Genomic DNA, 21,365 nt, shown 5'->3' with positions numbered 1-21,365 from the left:
GTTTTACCCCCCGAACGCAAGTTAAGCTTTCGGTACGTGTGAATTCTGGTTTAAATTTATTTCAAAAAGGTTTATAGTGATTCTATTTTGTTTCCTGGTTTAACGTTTATCTGGTTTAACACTTATACTGACAGCGCAAGGAGGCATGCATGACGTTTCGAAAAATCGACCCCAGCCCCTCGGCCTACAACTATCAGCTGCTGATCAAGCACATCCTGGAAACGCCCCTGATCTATTCCCCGGAGCGGGAAATTGTATACCGGGACATGGTCCGCTACACTTATCGGGATTTAAACCGAAGAGTGCATCAGCTGGCAAACACGCTGGCATCCCAGGGTGTGGAGCCGGGCAGCACCGTGGCGGTCATGGACTGGGACAGCCATCGCTACCTGGAATGCTTTTTTGCCGTTCCAATGATGGGCGCGGTGCTTCACACCATTAACGTGCGCCTTTCCCCGGAACAGCTGATCTATACCATCAATCATGCCGAAGACGACGTCATCCTCGTAAACGAAGAATTCCTCCCGCTTCTTGAATCGGTCAAGGACAAATTCACCACGGTCAAAAAAATCATCCTGATCAGCGACAGCGGCAAAACGCCGGACACTTCGCTGACCCTAGAAGGCGAATATGAAGACATGGTCAACAAGGCGGAAAAGTCCTATGATTTTCCGGACTTTGACGAAAACACCATGGCCACCACCTTCTACACCACCGGAACCACAGGTCTGCCCAAGGGCGTGTTTTTCAGCCACCGGCAGCTGGTGATGCACACATACGGCATGCTGGCCAACATGGCCGCATTCGAGTCCCAGGCGCCGATCACTTCCAAAGACGTCTACATGCCCATCACCCCGATGTTTCACGTGCATGCCTGGGGTGTGCCCTATGTCATGACCCTGCTGGGGGCCAAGCAGGTCTATCCCGGCCGTTACGAACCGGAAATGCTGCTCAAACTGCTGGTATCGGAAAAAGTCACATTCTCCCATTGCGTGCCCACCATCATGCACATGCTGGTTTCCAGTCCGGCCATCACGAATTTTGACCTCACGGGCTGGAAGGTGATCATCGGCGGCTCGGCCCTGCCGCGCGGACTTTGCAGGGAAGCCCTGAAACTGGGCATTAACATTTATGCCGCCTACGGCATGTCCGAGACATGCCCGCTGCTGACATCCGCGGTGCTCAAGCCCAAAATGATGGACTGGAACGAGGAGGAACAGGTCAAGTACCGCTGCCGAACCGGCCGGCCCGCGCCCAACGTGTACGTGCGGATCTGGGACCCCCAGGGCAACGCCCTGCCCCATGACGGCGAGTCCACCGGTGAAGTGGTGGTGCGCTCGCCGTGGCTGACCCAGGGCTACACCAAGGATGCGGAAAAAAGCGAGGAACTCTGGCAGGGCGGATGGCTGCATACCGGCGATATTGGCTACTTGGATGAAGAGGGATATCTGCAGATCACAGACCGGCTAAAAGACGTGATCAAAACCGGCGGGGAATGGATTTCCTCGCTGACCCTGGAAGACATCATCAGCCAGCACGAGGCTGTCAGCGAATCAGCCGCCATCGGCGTGGCTGACGAAAAATGGGGGGAACGGCCCCTGGTGCTGGTGGTGGTCAAAGACAGCCACAAGGACAAGGTCACTGAAGACGAGCTGCGCGACTTTTTCATGAAGTTTGTGGACGCCGGGGAAATCCCCAAATACGGGGTACCCAACCGGGTGCAGATCGTTGACGAAATTCCCAAGACCAGCGTTGGCAAAATCAACAAAAAAGACATCCGGACCCAGTTTACGTCCTGATTTTCAAGAAAGAACCCGAGCCTGTCAACACGGCCGCCTGCACAACAGCGGCAGGCGGCCGTGTTTATCCGGCGGCAAGCCGATAGACTGACCGGGCGATCATGCGCTCCTCGTCTGCGGCGATCACCAGCAGTTTTGCGTTGCTGGTCTCCGCGCTGATGCAGGCGGCGGGGGCGGCTGCAGCCTGATTTTTTTCCGGGTCCAAAACCAAGCCGAGGGGCTCCAGGGTTGAAAACACCGCCTGGCGCACCCGCCAGGCTTTTTCCCCGATTCCGCCTGTAAACACAATGGCATCAGCCCCGCCGAGCGTAAACAAATAAGCTCCCAGATATTTGCGCAGCACGTGGACAAACATGTCAAAGGCAAGCTTTGCACGTGCGGTTCCCCTGTCCATTTCAGCCACGATGTCGCGCATGTCCCGGCTGACACCGCTGACGCCCAGAAGACCGCTTCCGGTGTTTAACACATTTAAAATACCGGGCACATCCATACCGGTTTTCTCCATAATATAGGGAAACACGGCCGGGTCAAAATTGCCCGAGCGGGTGCCCATCATCAGCCCTTCCAGTGGGGTGAAGCCCATGCTCGTATCGACCACCCGGCCCCTGTCAAGAGCCGTGATGCTGCTGCCGTTGCCCAGATGGGCCGCGATGATTTTCAGATCTTCTAAAGGCCGGCCCACAAGCCGGCTTGTCTCGCCTGCCACGTATTCATAGGAAATGCCGTGAAAGCCGTATCTGCGGATGGCATATTTCCGGGACCACTCCAGGGGGACCGGATAAAGCCGGGCATGATCGGGCATATCATGGGAAAAGGCCGTATCAAAGCATGCGGCCATCCGGGTTTTGGGCAAAAGCTCCGCGCAGGCCCGGATGCACATAACATTGATTGGAAGGTGCAGGGGCGCAAGTTCGGAAAGCCTTTCCAGGTCCTGAATGACATCCTCCCGGAGCATCACGGGAGAAACAAATCGACTGCCCCCGTGCACCACCCGGTGCCCGATAAGGTCCACGGCGGTTTGCCGCCCCGGCGTTGCCGGATCTGATGCAGAAAGGACCTCAAAAAACCGCCGGACCGCAGCGGCATGGTCCCGGCATTCAAAGGTCTGCCGCACTTCATCTTCCTGTGCACTGCGGTGTATGAGCACGGCCTTTTTCCCGGCGTTTCCGATACCGATGCCTTCCACCTGCCCCGAGGCCAGAAGGCGCTGCTCCGGCATGGCAAAAAGTTTATATTTTACCGAGGAACTGCCGCTATTGATCACCAGTACGTTCATTTTTCTTCCCATGTTTCTGCTGATCGGCTGCAGCCGGACAAACAGGGGTCTTTTTCGGCCGGATCGATCCGGCGGCAGGCAAACCAGGGCTTTTGCGCCTTCATGTGGCAATGCCGCACCGGGCACCATCGTATGGGGTCACTGTCAGGCACCCGGATCGCCGGGTGTTTTGCGCACTGCTTCTGCCGCACCCACTGCTCGGCGGCCTCCCTTGAATCGGCAACACCGGCAGGATAAGTGGTTTTGCCGATGCAATGCATATAACCGTAGATCAACTCATATGAATCCATTGACAGATCTCTCGGATCAGATCGATTTAATGCAGTTCATCAGCAAACTGCCGGATCATCTGGCGCTCATAAAAGCCCGGGGCCAGACGGCTCACCCAGTAGCCCAGCTTGCCCATGAAGGTGAGCACAAGCAGGGGCTTTTTCCGGCAGGCGCCCTGAAAGATGGCTTCTGCAGCGCTTTGGGGCGTATGCTGGCGTCCCACAAAACTCTGGGGCCGGTCCGTAACGCGGCCGTCGGCCCCCAAAGCCCGGTCCTGGAGATTGGTTCGGATAAAACCGGGGCATACGATCATGACCTGGACACCGAGATGGCTCACTTCCGCCCGCAAAGAGGCAAACAGGCCGTGCAGGGCGTGCTTGCTGGCGCTGTAGCCGGTACGGCCCACCAGGGGAGCCACGCCGGCAATGCTTTCATTGACAATGATCATGCCCCGACGGTCAATGATGCTGTCAATGGCGGCCTTGGTGCAGTACAGGGCTCCGAAAAAATTGACCTCCATGACCCGGCGAAACACATCCACACGGGTGTCTGCAAACCGGCTGCGTTGGGTGATGCCCGCATTGTTGAACAGCACATCGATGCCTCCGGTCTGCCGGATCACGGATTTGACAGCAGCCTCGCAGTCGCTTTGCCGGGTCACGTCGCAGACCGCTGTCAATACCTCATGCCCGGCGGCCCAGAATTCCTTTTCCCTGAGGGCCAGATTCTGTTCATCCATATCCAGCAGCACGCACCGGGCGCCGGCTTCTGCAAACCGCCGGGCTGTGGCCAGACCAATGCCGCTGGCACCGCCGGTGACCACCACCACTTTATTTTTGAAATTTCGTTTCAACAAAACCATTCCTTTTCTTGTCTCAATTCATGACAGCCGGCAGGCCTCGGGATCCGTGGCCGTCTCACCCGGCGGCAGGGGAATGCGGGTGAAGATAAACGCCGTGGCCAGCCCGGCAATGATATGCCAGACCCCCCACCAGGCCACCACAATGGCCATGCCTCCCAGACCCTCGAAAAAATTGAAAACCAGCACAAGACCCAGAGCCGAATTCTGGATGCCCACCTCGATGCACACCGCTCTGGCATCGGCCTGCCCGAGCCCCGCAACCCGGCCGCTCCAGTATCCCAGATTCAGGGCCAGGGCATTATGGATGAACACGGCAAACATCACCATCCCCACGTAGGCGATAAAATACTTCCAGTTGGCGGCCAGGGCCGCGCACACAATGAGAATGAAAAAAACCAGCGCAAAAATCTTGAACGGGCGCCGCACCCGGTCGGCAAGCCCCGGAAAAGTGCGGGTGAGGACCTGCCCAAGAATCAAGGGGATGCCCAGGATCACAAAGACCGTGACAAACACGTCAATAGGGCTAAGGCTCACGGCCTGCAGGATTTCTGCGGTTTCGGGATTCAGGCTGCCCCAGAGCGACAGGTTCAGTGGGGTCATGAAAATGGCGGCAATGGTGGAAATGGCGGTCATGGTGATGGACACGGCACAGTTTCCCTTGGCCAGATAGGTCATGATGTTAGACAGGTTGCCGCCCGGACACGAGGCCACCAGGATCATGCCCAAAGCCATGGAGGGCAGGGGCTTCAGGATCCAGACCAGCAGAAACGTAAAGGCCGGCAGCAGGATAAACTGCGCTGCAAGCCCGATGCCCGGTGCCAGGGGGGCGACCAGGATCCGCTTGAAATCTTCCAGCTTCAGATCCAGGGAAACTCCCAGCATCATCAGCCCGATGGCCGCATTGAGGACCATGAGCCCCCGGGGGCTGAAATTGAGCCGCACCTGGTCAATCTGACCCAGAACCGAAGGATCCATGTTTCCCCCTTTATCTTGCTTACGCTTTATAGGCACCCACATTGGCCAGGGCCATGCTGCCCGGGCTTACGGTGGTGGGATCGGTCATCACATTGATGCAGCAAACCTTGCCGGATGCAAACGCATCTTCCAGGGCCGGCCGGATTTCGTTCGGGGATTCCACCAAAAAGCCCTTGCCGCCCATGGCTTCGACCATCTTGTGGTAATCCACCCGTCCGATGTAAGTGCCCGCCTCAATGGCATGACCGATGCGGATTTCCTGACTGTGACGGATCATGCCCCAGCCCAGGTCGTTGGAAACCACAACCACAACAGGCAGGTTTTTGCGGATGGCATTTTCAAACTCCATGAAGTTAAATCCCAGGCTGCCGTCACCGGAGATCAGCAGCACCCGGCTGTCAGGGTAATGCAGCTTGGCGGCATTGGCATAGGACAACCCCACGCCCAGGGACCCGAAAACCCCATAGTCCAGGTACCGGCCGGGAGCCTGCATTCGTCGGGTCATGCCCATCCAGGTAGTGGTATCTCCGCCGTCAACTGCCAGTACATCATCGGGCCGATCCATGAAATGATCTATTTCCCGGGCCAGGCGCAGGGGATGGATGGGGACATTGTCCGAGGTCCAGTCTTTTTCCGACTGGCGCAGGCCGTCGTTGTGGGCCTGGGTCAGCTTCTCAATCCAGGGGGAAAAGCGCTTTTTCAGGACATCGGACAAATTGTTTTCGGAAATCATGCGGTTGCAGACCTGCAGGTATTCACGGATATCACTGACAACCGGCAGATCCACCTTGCGGTTTCGGCCTATCTCTTCAGCCTGAATATCGACCTGAATGATTTTCGCCGCCGGGTTGAAAACGTCGCCAAACATATAATAAAGACAAATCCGCGTGCCCAGCAGAATCACCAGGTCGGTTTCAATGTAGGCGGCAAACCCAGCCCCGGGCCGGATGGCCAGAGCGCCTTCAAAGCAGAGAGGGTGATCATCGGCAATCAGGCCCCGGGCTGAAAGGGATGTAAACACAGGCATGTGGGTCTGCTCAATGAATTCGGCCAACTCGTCTCCGGCCCCTGACTGCCAGGCGCCTGTTCCGGCAATAACCAAGGGATTTTTGGCTTTTTGGATCATCTCAAGCATTTGTTCTGCGCCTGCTGGATCCGCCGGCCGGGAATATACAGCAGTGGACGGGGTCTTGATGCTTTCACGGTCGACCTGTGCGTTTAGCACGTCCACGGGAAATTCCAGATACACCGGACCGGGCCGCCCGCTGGATGCAGTGCGGAAGGCCATGTCCACATATTCGGCAATGCGCCCGGGCTTGTGGCAGACAAGGGCCTTTTTCACCATGGGCGCAATCACGGCCTGCTGGGGCATGTCCTGGAGATCAAGCTTTTCCTTGCAGTCCAGACCCACGCATCCGGCAATGATCACCAACGGGGTGTTTGAAAAAAAGGCGCTTGCAACCGCTGTTAAAGAATTGGTAAAGCCCGGCCCGGCGGTGACCATGGCCACACCCGGGGTGCGTGTCATTTTGCCCCAGGCTTCTGCCATAAACACGGCAGCCTGCTCGTGGCGGGTGTCAAACAGGGTCACCCCTGAATGCTCCAGGTATTGATAGATGGGGGTGATATGTCCCCCGCTCAGGGTGAAAATATGTTTTACTTTTTTTTCAACCAGGGCTTCGGCCGCTATCTGGCCTCCGGAAACAGATGACATAAACAGGCTCCTTTTGAAAAGTATTGTAGAATACTGTTCTAAATTTGATTACTATTCTATTTTTGATAAAATGTCAACAAACAAAAACAAAGTTCAGGCCTGATGCAGACGATTCAGACAACGAAACGAATCCATCATAGATTTGCCGTGCAGGCCCGGCAATGATATGCTATTGTGCTGCTGGGCGTGAACGCGGTGCGAATCGCCACCACGGCCAAACATGGCTGCGGATACACCCCAAACACCCCCTGGGCCGGATCTGGGCATGGGTGACCGGCTTTACGGCGGGCACCCTCGACGGCTCATTCTGCTAAAGGGTTAAACTGGACCTGCCGGCCGAAACCCGCCTATTTGGCGTTTAAATGCTGATACTTGGACAAATACCGGACCGGCGGTTTTAAGGCATCCCTGCGGAAGGGCTCGGCCAGGACCTCTTCTCCGCCCTGAATTCTGGCATCGATCACGCAGGGCTTTTCCGAGGCCACGGCACTGGCCACGGCATCTTTTACCTCTTCTGGTGTTTTCACCACATGGCCGTCTGCGCCCATGTCTTTTGCAATCTGAGCAAAATCCGGATTCTCCCGCAGGTTGGCGCCCACAAACCGGTTGTTGTAATAATCGATCTGGTTTTTCTTTTCCGCGCCCCATTCATAGTTGTTGGCCACCACCGCAATCACCGGGATGTTTTCGCGCACTGCGGTCATGACCTCGGCAATGCCGGAAATCCCCCAGGCCCCGTCGCCCTGGAAGGCAAACACCGGCTTGTCGGGCCGACCGATCTTGGCGCCCATTGCAGCCCCGTAGGCAAACCCGCAGTTGCCCCAGCTCAGGGCGGAAATGTGCTGGCGGATATCGGAAAACTGAAAATACGCGTTGCACATGGAAGAGGTGTTGCCAATATCCGTGGCCACAATGGAACCTTTGGGCATGGATTCAGACAGGGCTTTTAAAAATGCCCGGGGATGCATGGGAGAGATTTCAGCACTTGACCAGGATTCGAGTTCCTCTGCCCACCGGGCCTTTTCCCGGGCAATTTCCGCCACCCTGACCGGGGCATCGGCCGGTTTTCCCATGGCCTCTTTGACAGTCGTCAGCAGGTCTGCGGCATAGTCTTTGACATCAGCAGCACTTGCCACATCCACCTTTTTGCTCAAACCCAGAACCCGTGCATTGGCATCCACCTGGATGATCCGGGCGTTTTTGGGCCAGTAGTCGATATCGTACTGGGGAAGGGTGCCAAAGGGCCCGAGGCGGCAGCCCAGGGCCAGCACCACGTCGGCTTTGGAAAGAATCCGCATGGCGGCCTTGGAACCGCAGTATCCGATGGGACCGGTTGCCAGGGGGTGGTCTGCGGGAAACGAATCATTGTGCAGATAGGAATTGACCACAGGGGCCTGCAGGTATTCGGCCAGGGCTTTGGTTTCGGCCAGAGCGTCTCCCTGACTGACCCCGCCGCCGGCAATGATCACCGGATATTTTGCGGCTGCCACCAGCTTTGACGCCTCTGCCAGGGCCGCACGCGATCCCGGACCATGGGATATCTCAAGAGACGGATAAACTTCATCCTCAAACTCGCCGTAAAAATAATCCCTGGGAATGTTTAACTGGGTGGGGCCGTTTTCCAGTTTGGCCATGTAAAAGGCCCTTCGGGCCAGTTCAGCCATGCGCTCGGGCCGGTTGACCCTTACCTGCCAGACGGTCTGCTCGGAAAACCATGCCATCTGGTCCAGTTCCTGGAAACCGCCTGTGCCGATGCCCATGGAACCGGTTTCCGGGGTGATGGCCACCACCGGGGAATGGGCCCAGTAGGCCGCGGTAATGGCGGAAACAAAATTGGCCGCACCCGGCCCGTTCTGGGCAATACAGGCTTGGGGCCGGCCCGTGACCCGGGACAGGCCGTCTGCGGCATGGGCGGCGGCCTGTTCATGGGCAACGGATACAAAACGGATGCCCGCGGCCGGGAAAAGATCCAGGGCGTCCATGTAGGCGGAACCCACAATACCGAACACGGTTTCCACACCTTCTGCTGCCAGGGTTTCCACCAATGCTTCGCTGGGTGTCATCTTATGCGTTGTCATCTGTAACCTCCCTGAATTTTATGCTTTCAATGAGTTTGTGAACACTATATTGAAAAAACTGAAAATAATCGTCGGATTCGATAATGACGCCCTGCAGTTTTCGGATCTGCACCAGCCCATGCAAAGAAGACCAGAAAAACACGGCAAAATTGTTTGGATAAGGCTCATCAAAAACCTTTTGCACATTTCCCTGCCGGATGATGCCGGCAATTTGCTCCAGGATCAAAAGCCCCTTGGAGCCGATGGTCCGGTTGACATCCTCGGAGAAAAAGACCTGGGGCGAGGAAAGAAAATAATTGATCACGTCAAAATAATCTTTGTGCGCCCGGCTGAACTGGTAATACGCCTCTGCACCTTTTTGAAGCTGAACACGGGGATCGGATATCCCTTCGGTTTCAGAAACCAGGTAAGTATGCAGAATCTCCAGGCCCTCCTGCTGCAGGGAGGCAAAAATTTCAGCCTTGTTGGTGAAATAAAAATAAATGGAGCCGATGGAAAGCTCCGCCTTTTTCGAAATCTTGTTCACAGACGTGCGGGAAAACCCCTCTTTTAAAAGCAATGCCCTTGCGGCGTTTAAGATCTGGGTGCGCCGCTGCATTTTCTCCCGCTGCCTTCGTTCCTTTTGTCCCATTTTCTGCTTTTTTAATTTTATTGGTTGGACAGACAGCCACCCGGGTCACAATTCCATGAGCTGGCCGCCGGTAATATTCATTGCCTGGCCGGTGATATAAGAAGACGCTTCCGACGCCAGAAATGCTGCCAGATCGGCCACTTCGGCCGGCTCTCCGATGCGGCCCAGGGGAATGGTGGCACACATTTCCTTCTGCCGCTGTTCGGCCGTGGTGTTGAAAAACTGCGCTTCAAGCTCAAAGCGCCACTTTTCGATATCGGTCATGATCTGCCCCGGACAGATGGCGTTGACCCGGATGCCGGCACCGGCCAGTTCCTTTGCCATGGTCTTGGTGAGCATGATCACCCCGGCCTTGGCTGCGGCATAGGCGGAATTAAAAAGGGGCGCCACCTTGCCCGCCCTTGAGGCGATATTGACGATGGATCCCCCGCCTGCCTGGCGGATTTCCGGAATCACGGCCTTTGACACCCGGAACACCCCGTTGAGGTTTACGTCAATGGTTTTGACCCAGGCGGCCTCGTCATAGTTTTCCACGTCGCTTGGCACCCCAAAGGAGGCCCCGGCATTGTTGCATAAAATTTCAATGCCCCCGAACTCCCGGACCACGGAGGCCACCATCTGTGAAATGGATTCGGAATCGGTGACATCCAGGCTCAGAGCCCGGCAGCGCACCTTGAAATCATCTGCAATCTGTTTTTCAATATCCTGCATCTGCTCGGAGCTGGCCGTGCTGACCTGACTCTGATCCGGCTGGGGCCGGCCCAGATCGGCCACCACAATGTTGGCCCCGCAGGCGGCCAGTTTGGCGGCAATGGCATATCCGATGCCGGTTTTTTTCCCGGCCCCGGTCACAATAGCGGTCCTGCCTTTCAAATCCGGGTACATGGCACCTCGCATTTTTTAAAATTAGAATGCTTCTCAGTTTTAAAATATTATTCTAAACGATACCTGAAAAGTCAAGCCCTGTTTTTGCTTTTTTTTCAAACAGTGTCAGAGCACCAGTTCTTCGATAAAATCAATGAGCTGATTGAGGTTCTGGCAGGTGCGCACTTCGTGGCAGTGGGCCTTGTAGGTATGCATCTCGCTGTCGCCCGTCCCCCAGAAGGCTTCGGGTTCGGGGTTGAGCCAGATGATGCGCCGGGCTTTTTCCCGGATTTCGGCCAGAATGGATTCCCGGGGATGCTGGTAGTTGGACCGGCCGTCTCCCACAATGATCACTGTGGTTTTGCGGTTAATCCGGTGCATGTGGAGCTGCCGGAATTCGTAAAACACCTCGCCGTAGTCGGTCAAGGCGTCAAAGCCGATATCCGGGCTCGACAGCACCTTTTCCAGTGCCCGGTTGACCTCGTTGTGCGCAAAAATCTCGCTGATATCCGTGGTGCCTGACACAAAAGCAAAGCTGTGCACAGAGGAGAAACAGTCCTGAAGAGAATAGAGCAGATGCAGCATGAACCGGGCAGCAGACCACACCGAGCCGGATACGTCGCAAAGGGCAACGATCCGGGTTTTTCGAAGCGGCCGGCGACGGTAGGACAATTCCAGGGGCACGCCCTGGAACCGGCCCGCCCGGCGCAGGGTCTTTCGGACATCGAGTCCGCCCCGGCGCGAGGCCGCAAAACGCCGGCCCATGCGGTCTTTTAGTTTGCGTACCAGCTGCTGGATCACATCGCGCATCTGCTCGATTTCAGCTGGCGTCAGAGACGAAAAAAACTGTTCTCCCAGGCCCTGGTAATGCTTGTGATGGGAGCGCACCTGGCGCAGGCCGTCATTGTAGGGCTGGTTCTGGCGGGTGAGAAGCCCCCGCGCCTGATTAAGGCGCCGGGATGCGGATGCAGCTGCCGGGGCCTGGCTGGTGCCGTCCGGCAGACGGGCCAGCCCCCGCTGTATGGCGTTTATCCGAAGCATCACCTGCATCCGCCCGGCCAGCTGGCCGAGGTTGGACTTGACCCCGCTTGCCGAAGGCGCGTCCGCCTGCTGGTCCAGGTCCTGCAAAACCTGCAGAAAGGAAGCGGGATCACCAGTGACAAAATCAAAAAGCGCGGCATCCAGGTCATCGTCTCCCATGCCGGCCTGGCTGAGCAGCTCGGCCGCGGCCTTGGCATCCATGTGCTGCACATCCTCGTCCTCACTGGCGCCCAGGCCGTGGAAAAACAGGTCATAAACCCGGTCAAATGCGGCCTGGTCCCTGCGGCTTTTGGCAAAATTGGCCCGGAGCACGGTTTTAAACCGGGCTTCATCCACCAGATCCACACACTGAAGATGCTGGTGGCAGTCGATGAGCTCGGCGGTCGATACCCGAAGGTCCGCGGCCCGGCAGGCTGCGGCAAACTGGATCAGCCGGTCGATCATTTCACCGAAAGCACCTTGTCCATGGATTCGCGCACCAGCTGGGCATCCGCGCGGTATTTGCAGATCACATTAAGGGTGTCAGAAACGGCCTGACAGGACAATTCCCCGATGTTTAACACCATCAGGGCCTGGGCCCAGTCCAGTGTTTCGGAAATGCAGGGCCGTTTTTTCATGTCCAGTTCCCGGATATGGTTGACAGCACAGACCAGCCGATCTGCCAGGGCGTCGTCAATGCCAGGCAGTTTCAGGCGGATAATGCGTTTTTCCAGCTCCGGTTCGGGATAGTCGATATAGAGATGAATACACCGGCGCTTTAATGCATCGCTCATGTCCCGGTAGTTGTTGGAGGTGAGCACCACCATGGGGATGTGCCTGGCCTTGCGGATGCCCAGCTCGGGAATCGATACCTGGAATTCCGAGAGCAGCTCCAGCAAAAAGGCCTCAAATTCCGGATCGGCCTTGTCGATTTCATCAATGAGCAGCACCACGGGCTTTTCCGAGGAAATGGCCTGTAAAAGGGGCCGGGCAAGGATGAAGCGCTCGGAGAAAAACGCGTCCTCCTGCTCGGCAATGCGTTCCACGGCCTCGGCAATGCTGGCCGCCCCGGCGATCAAATCATTGATCTTCTCCTTGATCATCTGGGTGTAGAGCAGCTGCTTGGCATATTCCCATTCATACAGGGCCTTGGCCTCATCTAAGCCCTCATAGCACTGAAGCCGGATTTTGTCCCGGCCCAGGCACCGGGCCACGGCCCGGGCCAACTCGGTCTTGCCCCCGCCGGCCGGGCCTTCCACAAGGATGGGTTTTTGGGTGGCAGCAGCCAGAAACACCACCGTGGCAATTTCCCGGGAAGGGATGTAGCCTGCGCGTTCAAGCCGGCAGGTCACATCCTCGATGCTTTCAAATTCCATATATAATCTTTCTGCTATGACCGGATCTGGACGCCGATCTGCTCGAAATAGGTCTTTCGGCAGAGCTGTTCAATGGTCACCATGCGGCCCAGGGCATTGTTAAAATCATTGGCCGCACAGCTAAAAACCCCGTGGCCGTAAACAATGGCGGCCTTGTGGGTCTTGATTGCCGGGGGCACGGTTTGGGAAAGCCCGTAAGGACCCCCGCCGGTCTCACCGGAGACCACCGGAACAGAGCACACCTGCCGGGGGCGCGGACAAAGACGGTGGCAGTCGCCTGAATCCGGGCAATCAGTTTCATGGCAGTCCATGGACAGGATTACGGAAAACAGGGGATGGCCGTGGACAATGGCCAAAAAATTGGTCCGGGCAGCGATCTGCTCGTGGGCCGGCCGTTCAGATGAAGGCCGGCCGCCGCTGGCAGCGCCTGTATTTAAGTTTACCACTGCAACCGAATCTCTGAGATCATCCAGAAAGCTGCCGGATGTGGTGATATACACGCTGTTGCCCAGACGGTAGGAAAGATTGCCGAAGCTGGCATCCACAAGACCGTGGCCGACAACGGCCCGGCCGGCCTCGATAATGGCCGCGCGCGCATCCGCCTCGGTTTCAAACGGGCCGCGCATGAGCCCGCCTTCAAACACAGCCGGCTCTGAAAGATAGGTGCAGGCACGATCAAATGTTTGGATGCGATCCCGGCCGATGTTGCCGGTCCGGCTTGCCTGGAGAGAATCTGCAAAAAACTTCACAAACCCGGCAAAGCAGGCAGCGGAAAAACAAACGCAGGCTTCGGCCATGTCTCTGCCATGGGCAAGGAGGCCAAAGCCGGGAATCACCAGACATCTGCGTTCCGACAAGGCCGGTCCCAGGCGCTGCGGATCCGGGCTTTCGGCCACCGGCAGGTCGATTAAAAACACCCGGGTTTCAGAATCCCGGGGACGGATCACCCCGTCTGCGGCAGTCCGGGCCAGATAGTCAAAGATCCCGGCATAGGGCTCAGCCGGCCGGCCATAAACCACAGCGCCGATCCCGGGCTTTTCCAGCAGGGGATCGAGCCGGGCACAAACCGGGTGCTGGCGGTTCCAGCCGGGCTGACCCTGGCCGGGGGCAGCCCAAAAAAGGGCCTCATTTTCTGTCAGGCCGCTTCGGCAGAGTCTTTTGGGATATGCAGAAATATCGGAGTCCATGGCTGTGTTCGGGAAAAATAAGGGTTAACGCCATCCCGGGAACAATCCCGGCTGCATATAATCCTGATAAATGGCGCACTTTCGGTTTTTCCGGCATTTGCGGCAGACATCAATGTGCTTTTTGGGCCTGCCTTTTTTAAACGGACAGACCAGATATGGAGATGCCGGCGCAGGATTGCTGTGTATACTTGTTTTCATCACAATTGAATTCCTATCACCGCTGCAGGCGGCAATCAAGGGGAAAAACCCGGGCTTTTTTGCCCGGCCGGGAACAATTTTCTTGATCATCCGGGCATTTGACGTTAACGTAAAAAACGTCTTAGCGGCGGCAAATGGATAAACGTATAAAAATCAACAGGTTTTTATAATCTTTACCTGACAGAGACCAATCGGAAAAACGGAGTATCCCCATGGAAATCAGCATCCAGAAAGCCGGGTCCCTAAAGGACCTGCCAGACGAATCCGAACTGGCTTTCGGCACCCTTTTTACAGACCACATGTTCAACATGGACTATGATTTGGACAACGGCTGGCACAACCCACGCATCGAGCCCTACGGACCCATTACCATAGACCCCTCCACCATGGTGCTCCACTACGGCCAGTCCATCTTCGAGGGGTTAAAGGCCTTTAAGACCCCGGAAGGCGAAATCCAGCTTTTCCGCCCGGAGCAGAATTTCACCCGGTTTAACCAGTCCGCCCATCGCATGTGCATTCCGGCCTTTGATGAAGAATTTGCCCTTAGAGCATTAAAAGAGCTGCTCAAAATTGAAAAGCGCTGGGTGCCCTCGGCCCCGGGCACGTCTTTGTATATCCGGCCCACCATCATTGCCATGGATCCGTTTCTGGGTGTGCGGGCCTCCTACACCTACCGGTTTTTCATCATCCTGAGCCCGGTGGGGGCCTATTACAAGGAAGGATTCAACCCGGTAAAAATCTGGGTGACAGAAAAATATGTCCGGGCCGTGCCCGGCGGCGTGGGCGAGGTGAAAACCGCCGGCAATTACGCGGCCAGCCTGTATGCCGGAGAAGAGGCCCACCACAAGGGCTATACCCAGGTGCTGTGGCTAGACGGAGTGGAGCGCAAATACGTGGAGGAAGTGGGCTCCATGAACATCTTTTTTGTCATTGACGATGAAATCATCACACCCGCGCTTTCCGGCAGCATTTTATCTGGCATCACCCGGGATTCGGTCATTGAAATGGCCGAAAAATGGGGGCATCCGGTCACCCAGCGGCGCATCTCCATCGATGAGGTGGTCGAAGCCCATAAGGCCGGCAAACTCCAGGAATGCTTCGGTTCGGGCACGGCAGCGGTGATCTCGCCGGTGGGCCAGATCAAATACAAGGACAAGACCCTTGCCATTGGCGACGGAAAAGTGGGTTCCTGGGCCCGGAAATTTTTCGACGCCATCACCGACATCCAGTACGGCCGCACACAGGATACCGAGGGCTGGGTCCATAAAGTGGATTAAAATCCGCATGCAAACAAAAAAGCGGGGGCAGACTTAGTAAGGTCTGCACCCCGCTTTTGTTTTACCGGCGCGGTTCTTCAGCCGTGCACCTTCTTACTTGATCTCAACCTTTTTGCCCTTGCTTTGCTCGGTCTTGGGCACTTTCACCTCAAGTACCCCGTCTTTGAACCCGGCTTCGATCTTGTCGGCATCCGCGTTATCGGGCAGCGTGAAAGCGCGCTGGAACTTGCCGTAAAACCGCTCCCGGCGGTAATAGTTCTCCTCGTTGACATCGTCTTCATGGCTGCGCTCTCCTTTGATGGAAAGCACGCCATTGTTGACATCAATAGATATATCGTCCTTTTTCACGCCGGGAAGCTCGGCCTTGATCATAATGGCGTCATCCTTTTCATAGGTATCCACCATGGGCCGCCATTCAAACAGGCCGACATCCTCCCTGCTTTCGGTTGCCGGAACCGCATCCTCAAACAGCCGGTTGATCCGATCCTGCAAAGTGGGCAGCGTGGTCCAGGGATTCCACCGTACCAGTGCCATAGCGTTCACCTCCTTTTATTTTTATTTAACAATTTGTTTTTGTTAATCATCCTTTGCTTTCACCTTTATTATAATCACTTTTGCAACCTGTTCAAGAGGACGGCTGAAATTTTTTGCCGGGCAAACTTGACACACTCGTAAAAATCAGTTTTTTCGCTCCTGAGCGTTTACGGAGGTTTCCGTAAACGCTCAATGTCGCTTCAAAAACCGACCCCGCCCTTGGACTTCCTTGGAAGTCTTTTTTACAGGCAGTGTTAAGTTTGAAGTTAGTAAGTATTTAGTAAAATCAAGAACTTATTTCTTTATTGGTTGATAACTTCCCCGGGGGTCATCCATGTCAGCGGCCGGAGGCGGGTGTGTTTGTCTGCATTGGAGCGGTTTGGCCAAAGGTTGTCCCGGGGTCTGGCGTCCGGAATTTCAAACTGTCTGAGGGCGACCAGCCCGAGTTTTTGAAATTCCAGCCAGGATCCCGGGACAACCGGCCAAATCGATCCGCAGACAATCACACCCGCCTCCGGCCGCTGACATGCGAAAACCGTTTACGCCGCCTGCCGGCTTTGATGAATCCCTGTTGCAATTCAATGACTTTTAACTTACTATAATTATATTCGGTGGATTGAAACGCTATCCTTCCACCCTCCTTTTACCGAGGCACGGTTATGAATTACGTGATTATCGGAAACGGTGTTGCCGGCGTCACCGCCGCAGAAGCCATCCGGCAGATCGATGCCCGCGGCCAAATCACCATGATCTCAGACGAAACCCATCCCCCTTACTGCCGTCCCATGATCAGCAACCTTCTGGAAGGGGCCGTGGATGTTTCCCGGCTGCCCATCCGGGGGCCGGACTTTTACGACCGGCTTTCCATCACGCCCGCGCTCGGCAGCCGCGTGACAGCCCTGGATATCACCGCCCACACCGTGGCCACAAAAGACGGCGGGACTCACGCATATGACCAACTGCTGATCGCCGCCGGCGCCGATCCCCGGCCTCTTGACGCGCAGGGCCTGGACTTGGGAGGCATTTTTTTCATGCGCAATATCGCCCAGGTACAGGAAATGATCACCGCCCTGGCCGATACCCGTCATGCTTTGGTGCTCGGCGGCGGACTCGTGGGATTCAAGGCCGCCTACAGCCTGCTGAAGCGAAATATTGCCGTGACCATGCTGATCCGCTCCGGCTATCCCCTTTCCATGCAGGTGGATGAAACCGCCGGGGAAATGATCCAGCAGGTGCTCTGTGACCACGGACTGACCGTGCGCACGGGAATTTCGGTCACCGCCTTTGAGGGTGGCGGCCGGGTGCAAACCGCACATCTGTCCGACGGCAGCCAGATCCCGTGCGACATGGCCATTATCGGAAAAGGGGTGTTTCCGGCCCACGGGTTTGTTCCCACAGACCGCATTGATACGGATGCGGGCATCCTGGTCGACGATCACATGGCCACAAGCGCACCCGGTATATATGCCGCAGGGGATGTGGCCGAGCACATCGATATTGCACGCCAGAAACGGTGGGTCAACGCCATCTGGCCCGAAGCCGCGGCCCAGGGCCGGGTGGCGGGATTCAACATGGCCGGCCAGAACCTTGCTTACCGCGGTAGCCTTTCCAGAAACGTGATCCGCATGTTTGACACCGATGTGATGACAGCCGGCCGGGTCAGCCCCAGGGACACAGACGAAACCTGCCGGTTTTTCTCCGCCGCTGACCACAGGCGCCAAACCTATCGCAAGCTTGTGTTCGAAGATCAAATCCTGGTGGGATTTGTCATGATCAATCAAATCGAACAGGGAGGGGTGCTCGCATCCCTGATCCAGAGCCGCACGCCCGTGAAAATATCTGCACATCACCTGCTGGACCCGGGCTTTAACGTCAGCCGGCTTTTTGACCGGTAACCGGATTACCGGGCAATCCGGCTGATTGATCGCATTGATTTCATATGCCGTCTTCATGCGGCAGGGAGGAAAGCTTATGAAACAGGTCATTGTTCATCCCGAACGCTGCGTGGGATGCATGCAGTGCATGCTCGCCTGCGCGGCCGCTCATTCGAAAACCGGCGCCCTGATTTCAGCCATTTCCGAATCGCCCCGGCCCAAACCCAGGATTCACGTGGGTGCAGGCCTCTATGACGAGGGATTTCCCAACCGATGCCGGCATTGTAATCCCGCCCCGTGCCAGATGGCCTGCCTGCCCGGGGCCATTTACCGGCAGACCACAACCAACACCGTGCTCATCAATCCGGACGTGTGCATCAACTGCGCATCGTGTGCCATGGCATGTCCCTACGGGGTGATCCGGTACCACGCCGATCCCCTGGGGCCTGCTGGCAAAACCATTGCCGTGAAATGCGACAACTGCATTGCCCGCCAGCACAAGGGCCTGATTCCGGCCTGCGTGGAGGTTTGCAAGGTCGGGGCGCTGACATTTGAGGAAATGGATGCGGCCATGAAGAAAAAAACCGACCAGGTGGCCCGCAGCATGAGCGCAGAAGCCATTGCGGCTGACCACGCCCCGGGTTTTTCGCTGCTAAACACAATCAAAAGGGCCCAAAAAGAAATCAACCTGTCAAGATAAAGGGAGGACGGGACAATGACGCACCATCATAACTATACCATCACCAAGGACGGCCAGCTTTTGATCAAAAAAATGGAATCCGACCAGGTGGAAACCGTCTGGGACCGCCACGCGGCCCAGCAGCCCCAGTGTGGATTCTGCGACCTGGGTTTGAGCTGCCGGATCTGCGCCATGGGCCCCTGCCGGGTCGATCCGTTCGGCGAAGGCCCCCAGCAGGGCGTATGTGGTGCAGACGCCGATATTATCGTGGCCCGGAACCTGTGCCGGATGATTGCAGCCGGAGCTGCCGCCCATTCGGACCACGGACGGGACCTGGTGGAAGTGCTGGCGGAAGTGGCGGAAAACAAGGCCCCGGGTTATGCAATCACGGATACAGAGAAACTCAACCGCGTGGCTGCCGAATATGGCATCGCCGCAGACGGCAAAACACCGGAACAAGTTGCCGGAGAACTGGCCCATGCCATGCAGGAGGATTTCGGCACCCGCAAAAAAGAGCTGGCCCTTGTTACCCGGGCACCGGAAAAAAGACAGCAGTTGTGGCGCAAGCTCAACATCATGCCCCGGGGCATTGACCGGGAAACCTCGGAGGCCATGCACCGCACTCACATGGGCGTGGACAACGGCTGGCAAAGCCTGCTGCTCCACGGCCTGCGAAACGCCCTGTCAGACGGCTGGGGCGGGTCCATGATCGCCACGGAAGTCTCAGACATCCTGTTTGGAACCCCCAAACCCGCCCCCACAAAGGTCAATGCCGGGGTGCTCAAGGCAGACCAGGTCAATGTGGTGGTCCACGGCCACAACCCGGTGGTTTCGGAAATGGTCATGGCCGCCTGCCAGGATCCCGAAATGACAAAACTGGCCGAGGAAAAGGGCGCAAAAGGCATCAACCTGTGCGGCCTGTGCTGCACCGGAAACGAACTGCTCATGCGCCACGGCATTCCCATGGCCGGCAACCATCTGATGACCGAGCTCATCATAGCCACCGGTGCCATTGAAATGATGATAGTGGATTATCAGTGCATCATGCCCGCGCTTTCAAAGGTGGCGGCCTGCTATCACACAAAAATGATCAGCACCAGCGACAAGGCCCGGTTTCCGGGCATGGAGCACGTGGAGTTTCACCCGGACAACGCGCGGAAAAAAGCCTATGACGTGGTCAAAGCCGCCATTGAAAACTTTGCCAATCGCGGTGAGACCTATATTCCGGTGGAGCCGCTGGATGCAGTGGGCGGTTTTTCCGTGGAAGCTGTTGTGGGGGCTTTAGGGGGCACGCCCGAGCCGCTGCTCGATGCGATCAAGGCGGGCAAAATCCGCGGAGCCGCAGGCATTGTGGGCTGCAACAACCCCAAGATCAAACATGACTACGGCCATGTGACCCTGACAAAGCGGCTGATTGAAAACGATATCCTGGTGGTGGACACGGGATGTGCGGCCGTGGCCACTGCCAAAGCCGGATTTAAAGTGGCAGATGCCATATCCCATGCCGGGCCGGGCTTAAAGGAGGTGTGCGGGTCTTTGGGAATACCGCCGGTGCTGCATTTCGGCTCGTGTGTGGACAATGTGCGCATCCTGGTGCTGGCCGCAGCCCTGGCCAACGCCCTGGGAACCGATATAAGCGACCTGCCCCTGGCCGGGGCTGCCCCGGAGTGGTACTCGGAAAAAGCCGTTTCCATCGGTGCCTATGTGGTGGCATCGGGCATTTATACAGTCCTGGGCCCCATGCCGCCCATTGCCGGCAGCATGAACGTGGTGGAACTGCTCACAAAAGGGCTTGGCGAAGTGGTGGGGGCCACATTCGCCGTGGAACCGGACCCGGAAAAAGCCGCCGTGCTCATCCGCGGCCACATTGAAAACCAGCGCCGGAAACTGGGCCTGGACGCGACAGAGGTGTAATTTCGCAAGCAACGGGGTACTCGGTGGTTTTTGGGTGGTTCTCTAGATTGACTTGCAGGATTTGACCTCAGGCCACTTTATCCCTGAGGATCCCCAACACCCTGCGGCCTCAGAGTTTTGCCGCATCCGGGTCCACCTTTGCTTTGCCGGTTTTTGCCCGGACAAAATTGACGATTTTTTTCACCGCAAGGGGAAAAATGCCGAGAATCACAAAGGAGATGATCAGCGAGGGTGAAAGAATGTCGCCCATTTTGCTGATCTGTCCCAACTGGTTGCCAGCATTGATAAAAACGGCTGTGCCCGCAAGCATTCCCACCTGGGAAACCCAGTAAAATGTCCATAGCCGCATCTCGGTTAAGGCCAGGGCCAGGTTGATGGCAAAAAACGGAATTGCCGGAATCAGGCGCAGGGTAAACAAATAAAATGCGCCTTCCTTTTTAATGCCCGCATTGATTTTGTCATACCACGTGCCCATTTTTTGTTTTGTCCAGTCCCGAAACAGGTATCTGGCCACCGCGCACGCAAGGGTTGCACCGATGGTGCTGGCAAAGGAGACAAGGACAAGGCCGATCCAGAATCCGAAAAGAGCCCCGCCCGCCAGTGTCATGACCGCCGCACCCGGAAGGCTCAACGCCGTAACCCCGACATAGATGATCAAAAACGCACCTGAAACCAGAACAGGGTATTGTGCAAGCAGGGCCTGAAAATTTTCCCTGGACTCTTTGATGTAGGACAGGTTCATGTACTGCTGCAGGTCCAGGGCGAAAAACAGCACGACAATGATCACAATCACGCCGATAACGGCGAGTTTTTTGGTATCCGGAATTTTCATGGGCG

At 56.6% G+C, this 21,365-nt stretch carries 18 protein-coding genes; 5 read left to right on the top strand and 13 right to left on the bottom strand.

Annotated features, from left to right (window positions below):
• The first annotated feature begins 149 nt into the window (after positions 1 to 149).
• Positions 150 to 1,799, top strand: coding sequence for a fatty acid--CoA ligase (locus HNR65_RS15245; RefSeq protein ID WP_181552386.1), 1,650 nt, complete (start codon positions 150 to 152; stop codon positions 1,797 to 1,799).
• Between the two features lie 64 nt (positions 1,800 to 1,863).
• On the opposite strand, the gene HNR65_RS15240 is transcribed toward HNR65_RS15245, so the two are convergent.
• The 11 genes from HNR65_RS15240 to HNR65_RS15190 all read right to left on the bottom strand — a co-directional run bounded on the left by HNR65_RS15240 (position 1,864) and on the right by HNR65_RS15190 (position 14,052).
• The gene (locus tag HNR65_RS15240) at positions 1,864 to 3,075 is read right to left on the bottom strand and encodes an acetate/propionate family kinase (protein WP_181552385.1); all 1,212 of its coding nucleotides are present in this window, start codon (positions 3,073 to 3,075) and stop codon (positions 1,864 to 1,866) included.
• Positions 3,072 to 3,365: a hypothetical protein gene (locus tag HNR65_RS15235; RefSeq protein WP_181552384.1), complete on the bottom strand. Its 294-nt coding sequence runs from the start codon at positions 3,363 to 3,365 to the stop codon at positions 3,072 to 3,074. Before HNR65_RS15235 ends, HNR65_RS15240 begins: the two co-directional genes overlap by 4 nt.
• Positions 3,366 to 3,391: 26 nt before the next feature.
• Positions 3,392 to 4,198, bottom strand: a complete 807-nt coding sequence (locus HNR65_RS15230) for an SDR family oxidoreductase (RefSeq protein WP_181552383.1) — start codon at positions 4,196 to 4,198, stop codon at positions 3,392 to 3,394.
• Positions 4,199 to 4,225: 27 nt separating this feature from the next.
• Positions 4,226 to 5,182 carry a bile acid:sodium symporter family protein gene (locus tag HNR65_RS15225; RefSeq protein ID WP_181552382.1) on the bottom strand — a complete coding sequence of 319 codons (957 nt, stop codon included), beginning with the start codon at positions 5,180 to 5,182 and terminating at the stop codon, positions 4,226 to 4,228.
• 19 nt (positions 5,183 to 5,201) lie between these two features.
• Positions 5,202 to 6,896, bottom strand: a complete 1,695-nt coding sequence (locus tag HNR65_RS15220; protein WP_181552381.1) for a thiamine pyrophosphate-binding protein — start codon at positions 6,894 to 6,896, stop codon at positions 5,202 to 5,204.
• A gap of 347 nt (positions 6,897 to 7,243) precedes the next feature.
• Entirely contained in the window at positions 7,244 to 8,974 is a 1,731-nt protein-coding gene (gene xsc / locus HNR65_RS15215) for a sulfoacetaldehyde acetyltransferase (protein ID WP_181552380.1), read from the bottom strand.
• Complete coding sequence (locus HNR65_RS15210) at positions 8,961 to 9,605, bottom strand: TetR/AcrR family transcriptional regulator (RefSeq protein WP_181552379.1); 645 nt, start codon at positions 9,603 to 9,605, stop codon at positions 8,961 to 8,963. Before HNR65_RS15210 ends, xsc begins: the two co-directional genes overlap by 14 nt.
• A 45-nt stretch (positions 9,606 to 9,650) precedes the next feature.
• Complete coding sequence (locus HNR65_RS15205; RefSeq protein ID WP_181552378.1) at positions 9,651 to 10,490, bottom strand: SDR family NAD(P)-dependent oxidoreductase; 840 nt, start codon at positions 10,488 to 10,490, stop codon at positions 9,651 to 9,653.
• A 105-nt stretch (positions 10,491 to 10,595) separates the two neighbouring features.
• Positions 10,596 to 11,954 (bottom strand): vWA domain-containing protein, encoded by a 1,359-nt coding sequence (locus HNR65_RS15200; RefSeq protein WP_181552377.1) that lies wholly within the window; start codon positions 11,952 to 11,954, stop codon positions 10,596 to 10,598.
• Positions 11,951 to 12,865, bottom strand: coding sequence for an AAA family ATPase (locus tag HNR65_RS15195; protein WP_181552376.1), 915 nt, complete (start codon positions 12,863 to 12,865; stop codon positions 11,951 to 11,953). Before HNR65_RS15195 ends, HNR65_RS15200 begins: the two co-directional genes overlap by 4 nt.
• Before the next feature lie 14 nt (positions 12,866 to 12,879).
• Positions 12,880 to 14,052 (bottom strand): class II aldolase/adducin family protein, encoded by a 1,173-nt coding sequence (locus HNR65_RS15190; RefSeq protein WP_181552375.1) that lies wholly within the window; start codon positions 14,050 to 14,052, stop codon positions 12,880 to 12,882.
• Between the two features lie 410 nt (positions 14,053 to 14,462).
• On the opposite strand from HNR65_RS15190, the gene HNR65_RS15185 reads away from it, so the two are divergent.
• Positions 14,463 to 15,527: a branched-chain amino acid aminotransferase gene (locus HNR65_RS15185; RefSeq protein ID WP_181552374.1), complete on the top strand. Its 1,065-nt coding sequence runs from the start codon at positions 14,463 to 14,465 to the stop codon at positions 15,525 to 15,527.
• Between the two features lie 93 nt (positions 15,528 to 15,620).
• Here the strand turns inward: HNR65_RS15185 and HNR65_RS15180 are convergent, their stop codons facing one another.
• Positions 15,621 to 16,061, bottom strand: coding sequence for an Hsp20/alpha crystallin family protein (locus HNR65_RS15180; protein ID WP_181552373.1), 441 nt, complete (start codon positions 16,059 to 16,061; stop codon positions 15,621 to 15,623).
• 659 nt (positions 16,062 to 16,720) lie between these two features.
• On the opposite strand from HNR65_RS15180, the gene HNR65_RS15175 reads away from it, so the two are divergent.
• From HNR65_RS15175 to cooS, 3 genes are all read left to right on the top strand, one after another.
• Positions 16,721 to 17,956 carry an NAD(P)/FAD-dependent oxidoreductase gene (locus HNR65_RS15175; RefSeq protein WP_181552372.1) on the top strand — a complete coding sequence of 412 codons (1,236 nt, stop codon included), beginning with the start codon at positions 16,721 to 16,723 and terminating at the stop codon, positions 17,954 to 17,956.
• Between the two features lie 76 nt (positions 17,957 to 18,032).
• Positions 18,033 to 18,635, top strand: a complete 603-nt coding sequence (locus HNR65_RS15170) for a 4Fe-4S dicluster domain-containing protein (protein ID WP_181552371.1) — start codon at positions 18,033 to 18,035, stop codon at positions 18,633 to 18,635.
• A 15-nt stretch (positions 18,636 to 18,650) separates the two neighbouring features.
• A complete protein-coding gene (cooS, locus tag HNR65_RS15165) occupies positions 18,651 to 20,528 on the top strand; it encodes an anaerobic carbon-monoxide dehydrogenase catalytic subunit (protein ID WP_181552370.1) in 1,878 nt (625 codons plus the stop codon).
• Positions 20,529 to 20,637: 109 nt separating this feature from the next.
• Here cooS and HNR65_RS15160 read toward each other — a convergent pair whose 3' ends face one another.
• Positions 20,638 to 21,360 (bottom strand): TVP38/TMEM64 family protein, encoded by a 723-nt coding sequence (locus HNR65_RS15160; protein ID WP_181552369.1) that lies wholly within the window; start codon positions 21,358 to 21,360, stop codon positions 20,638 to 20,640.
• Positions 21,361 to 21,365 lie beyond the last annotated feature (5 nt).

The sequence above is a fragment of the Desulfosalsimonas propionicica genome (genome assembly GCF_013761005.1).
Lineage (GTDB): Bacteria > Desulfobacterota > Desulfobacteria > Desulfobacterales > Desulfosalsimonadaceae > Desulfosalsimonas > Desulfosalsimonas propionicica.
This window is presented reverse-complemented; position numbering and strand designations above follow the sequence as displayed.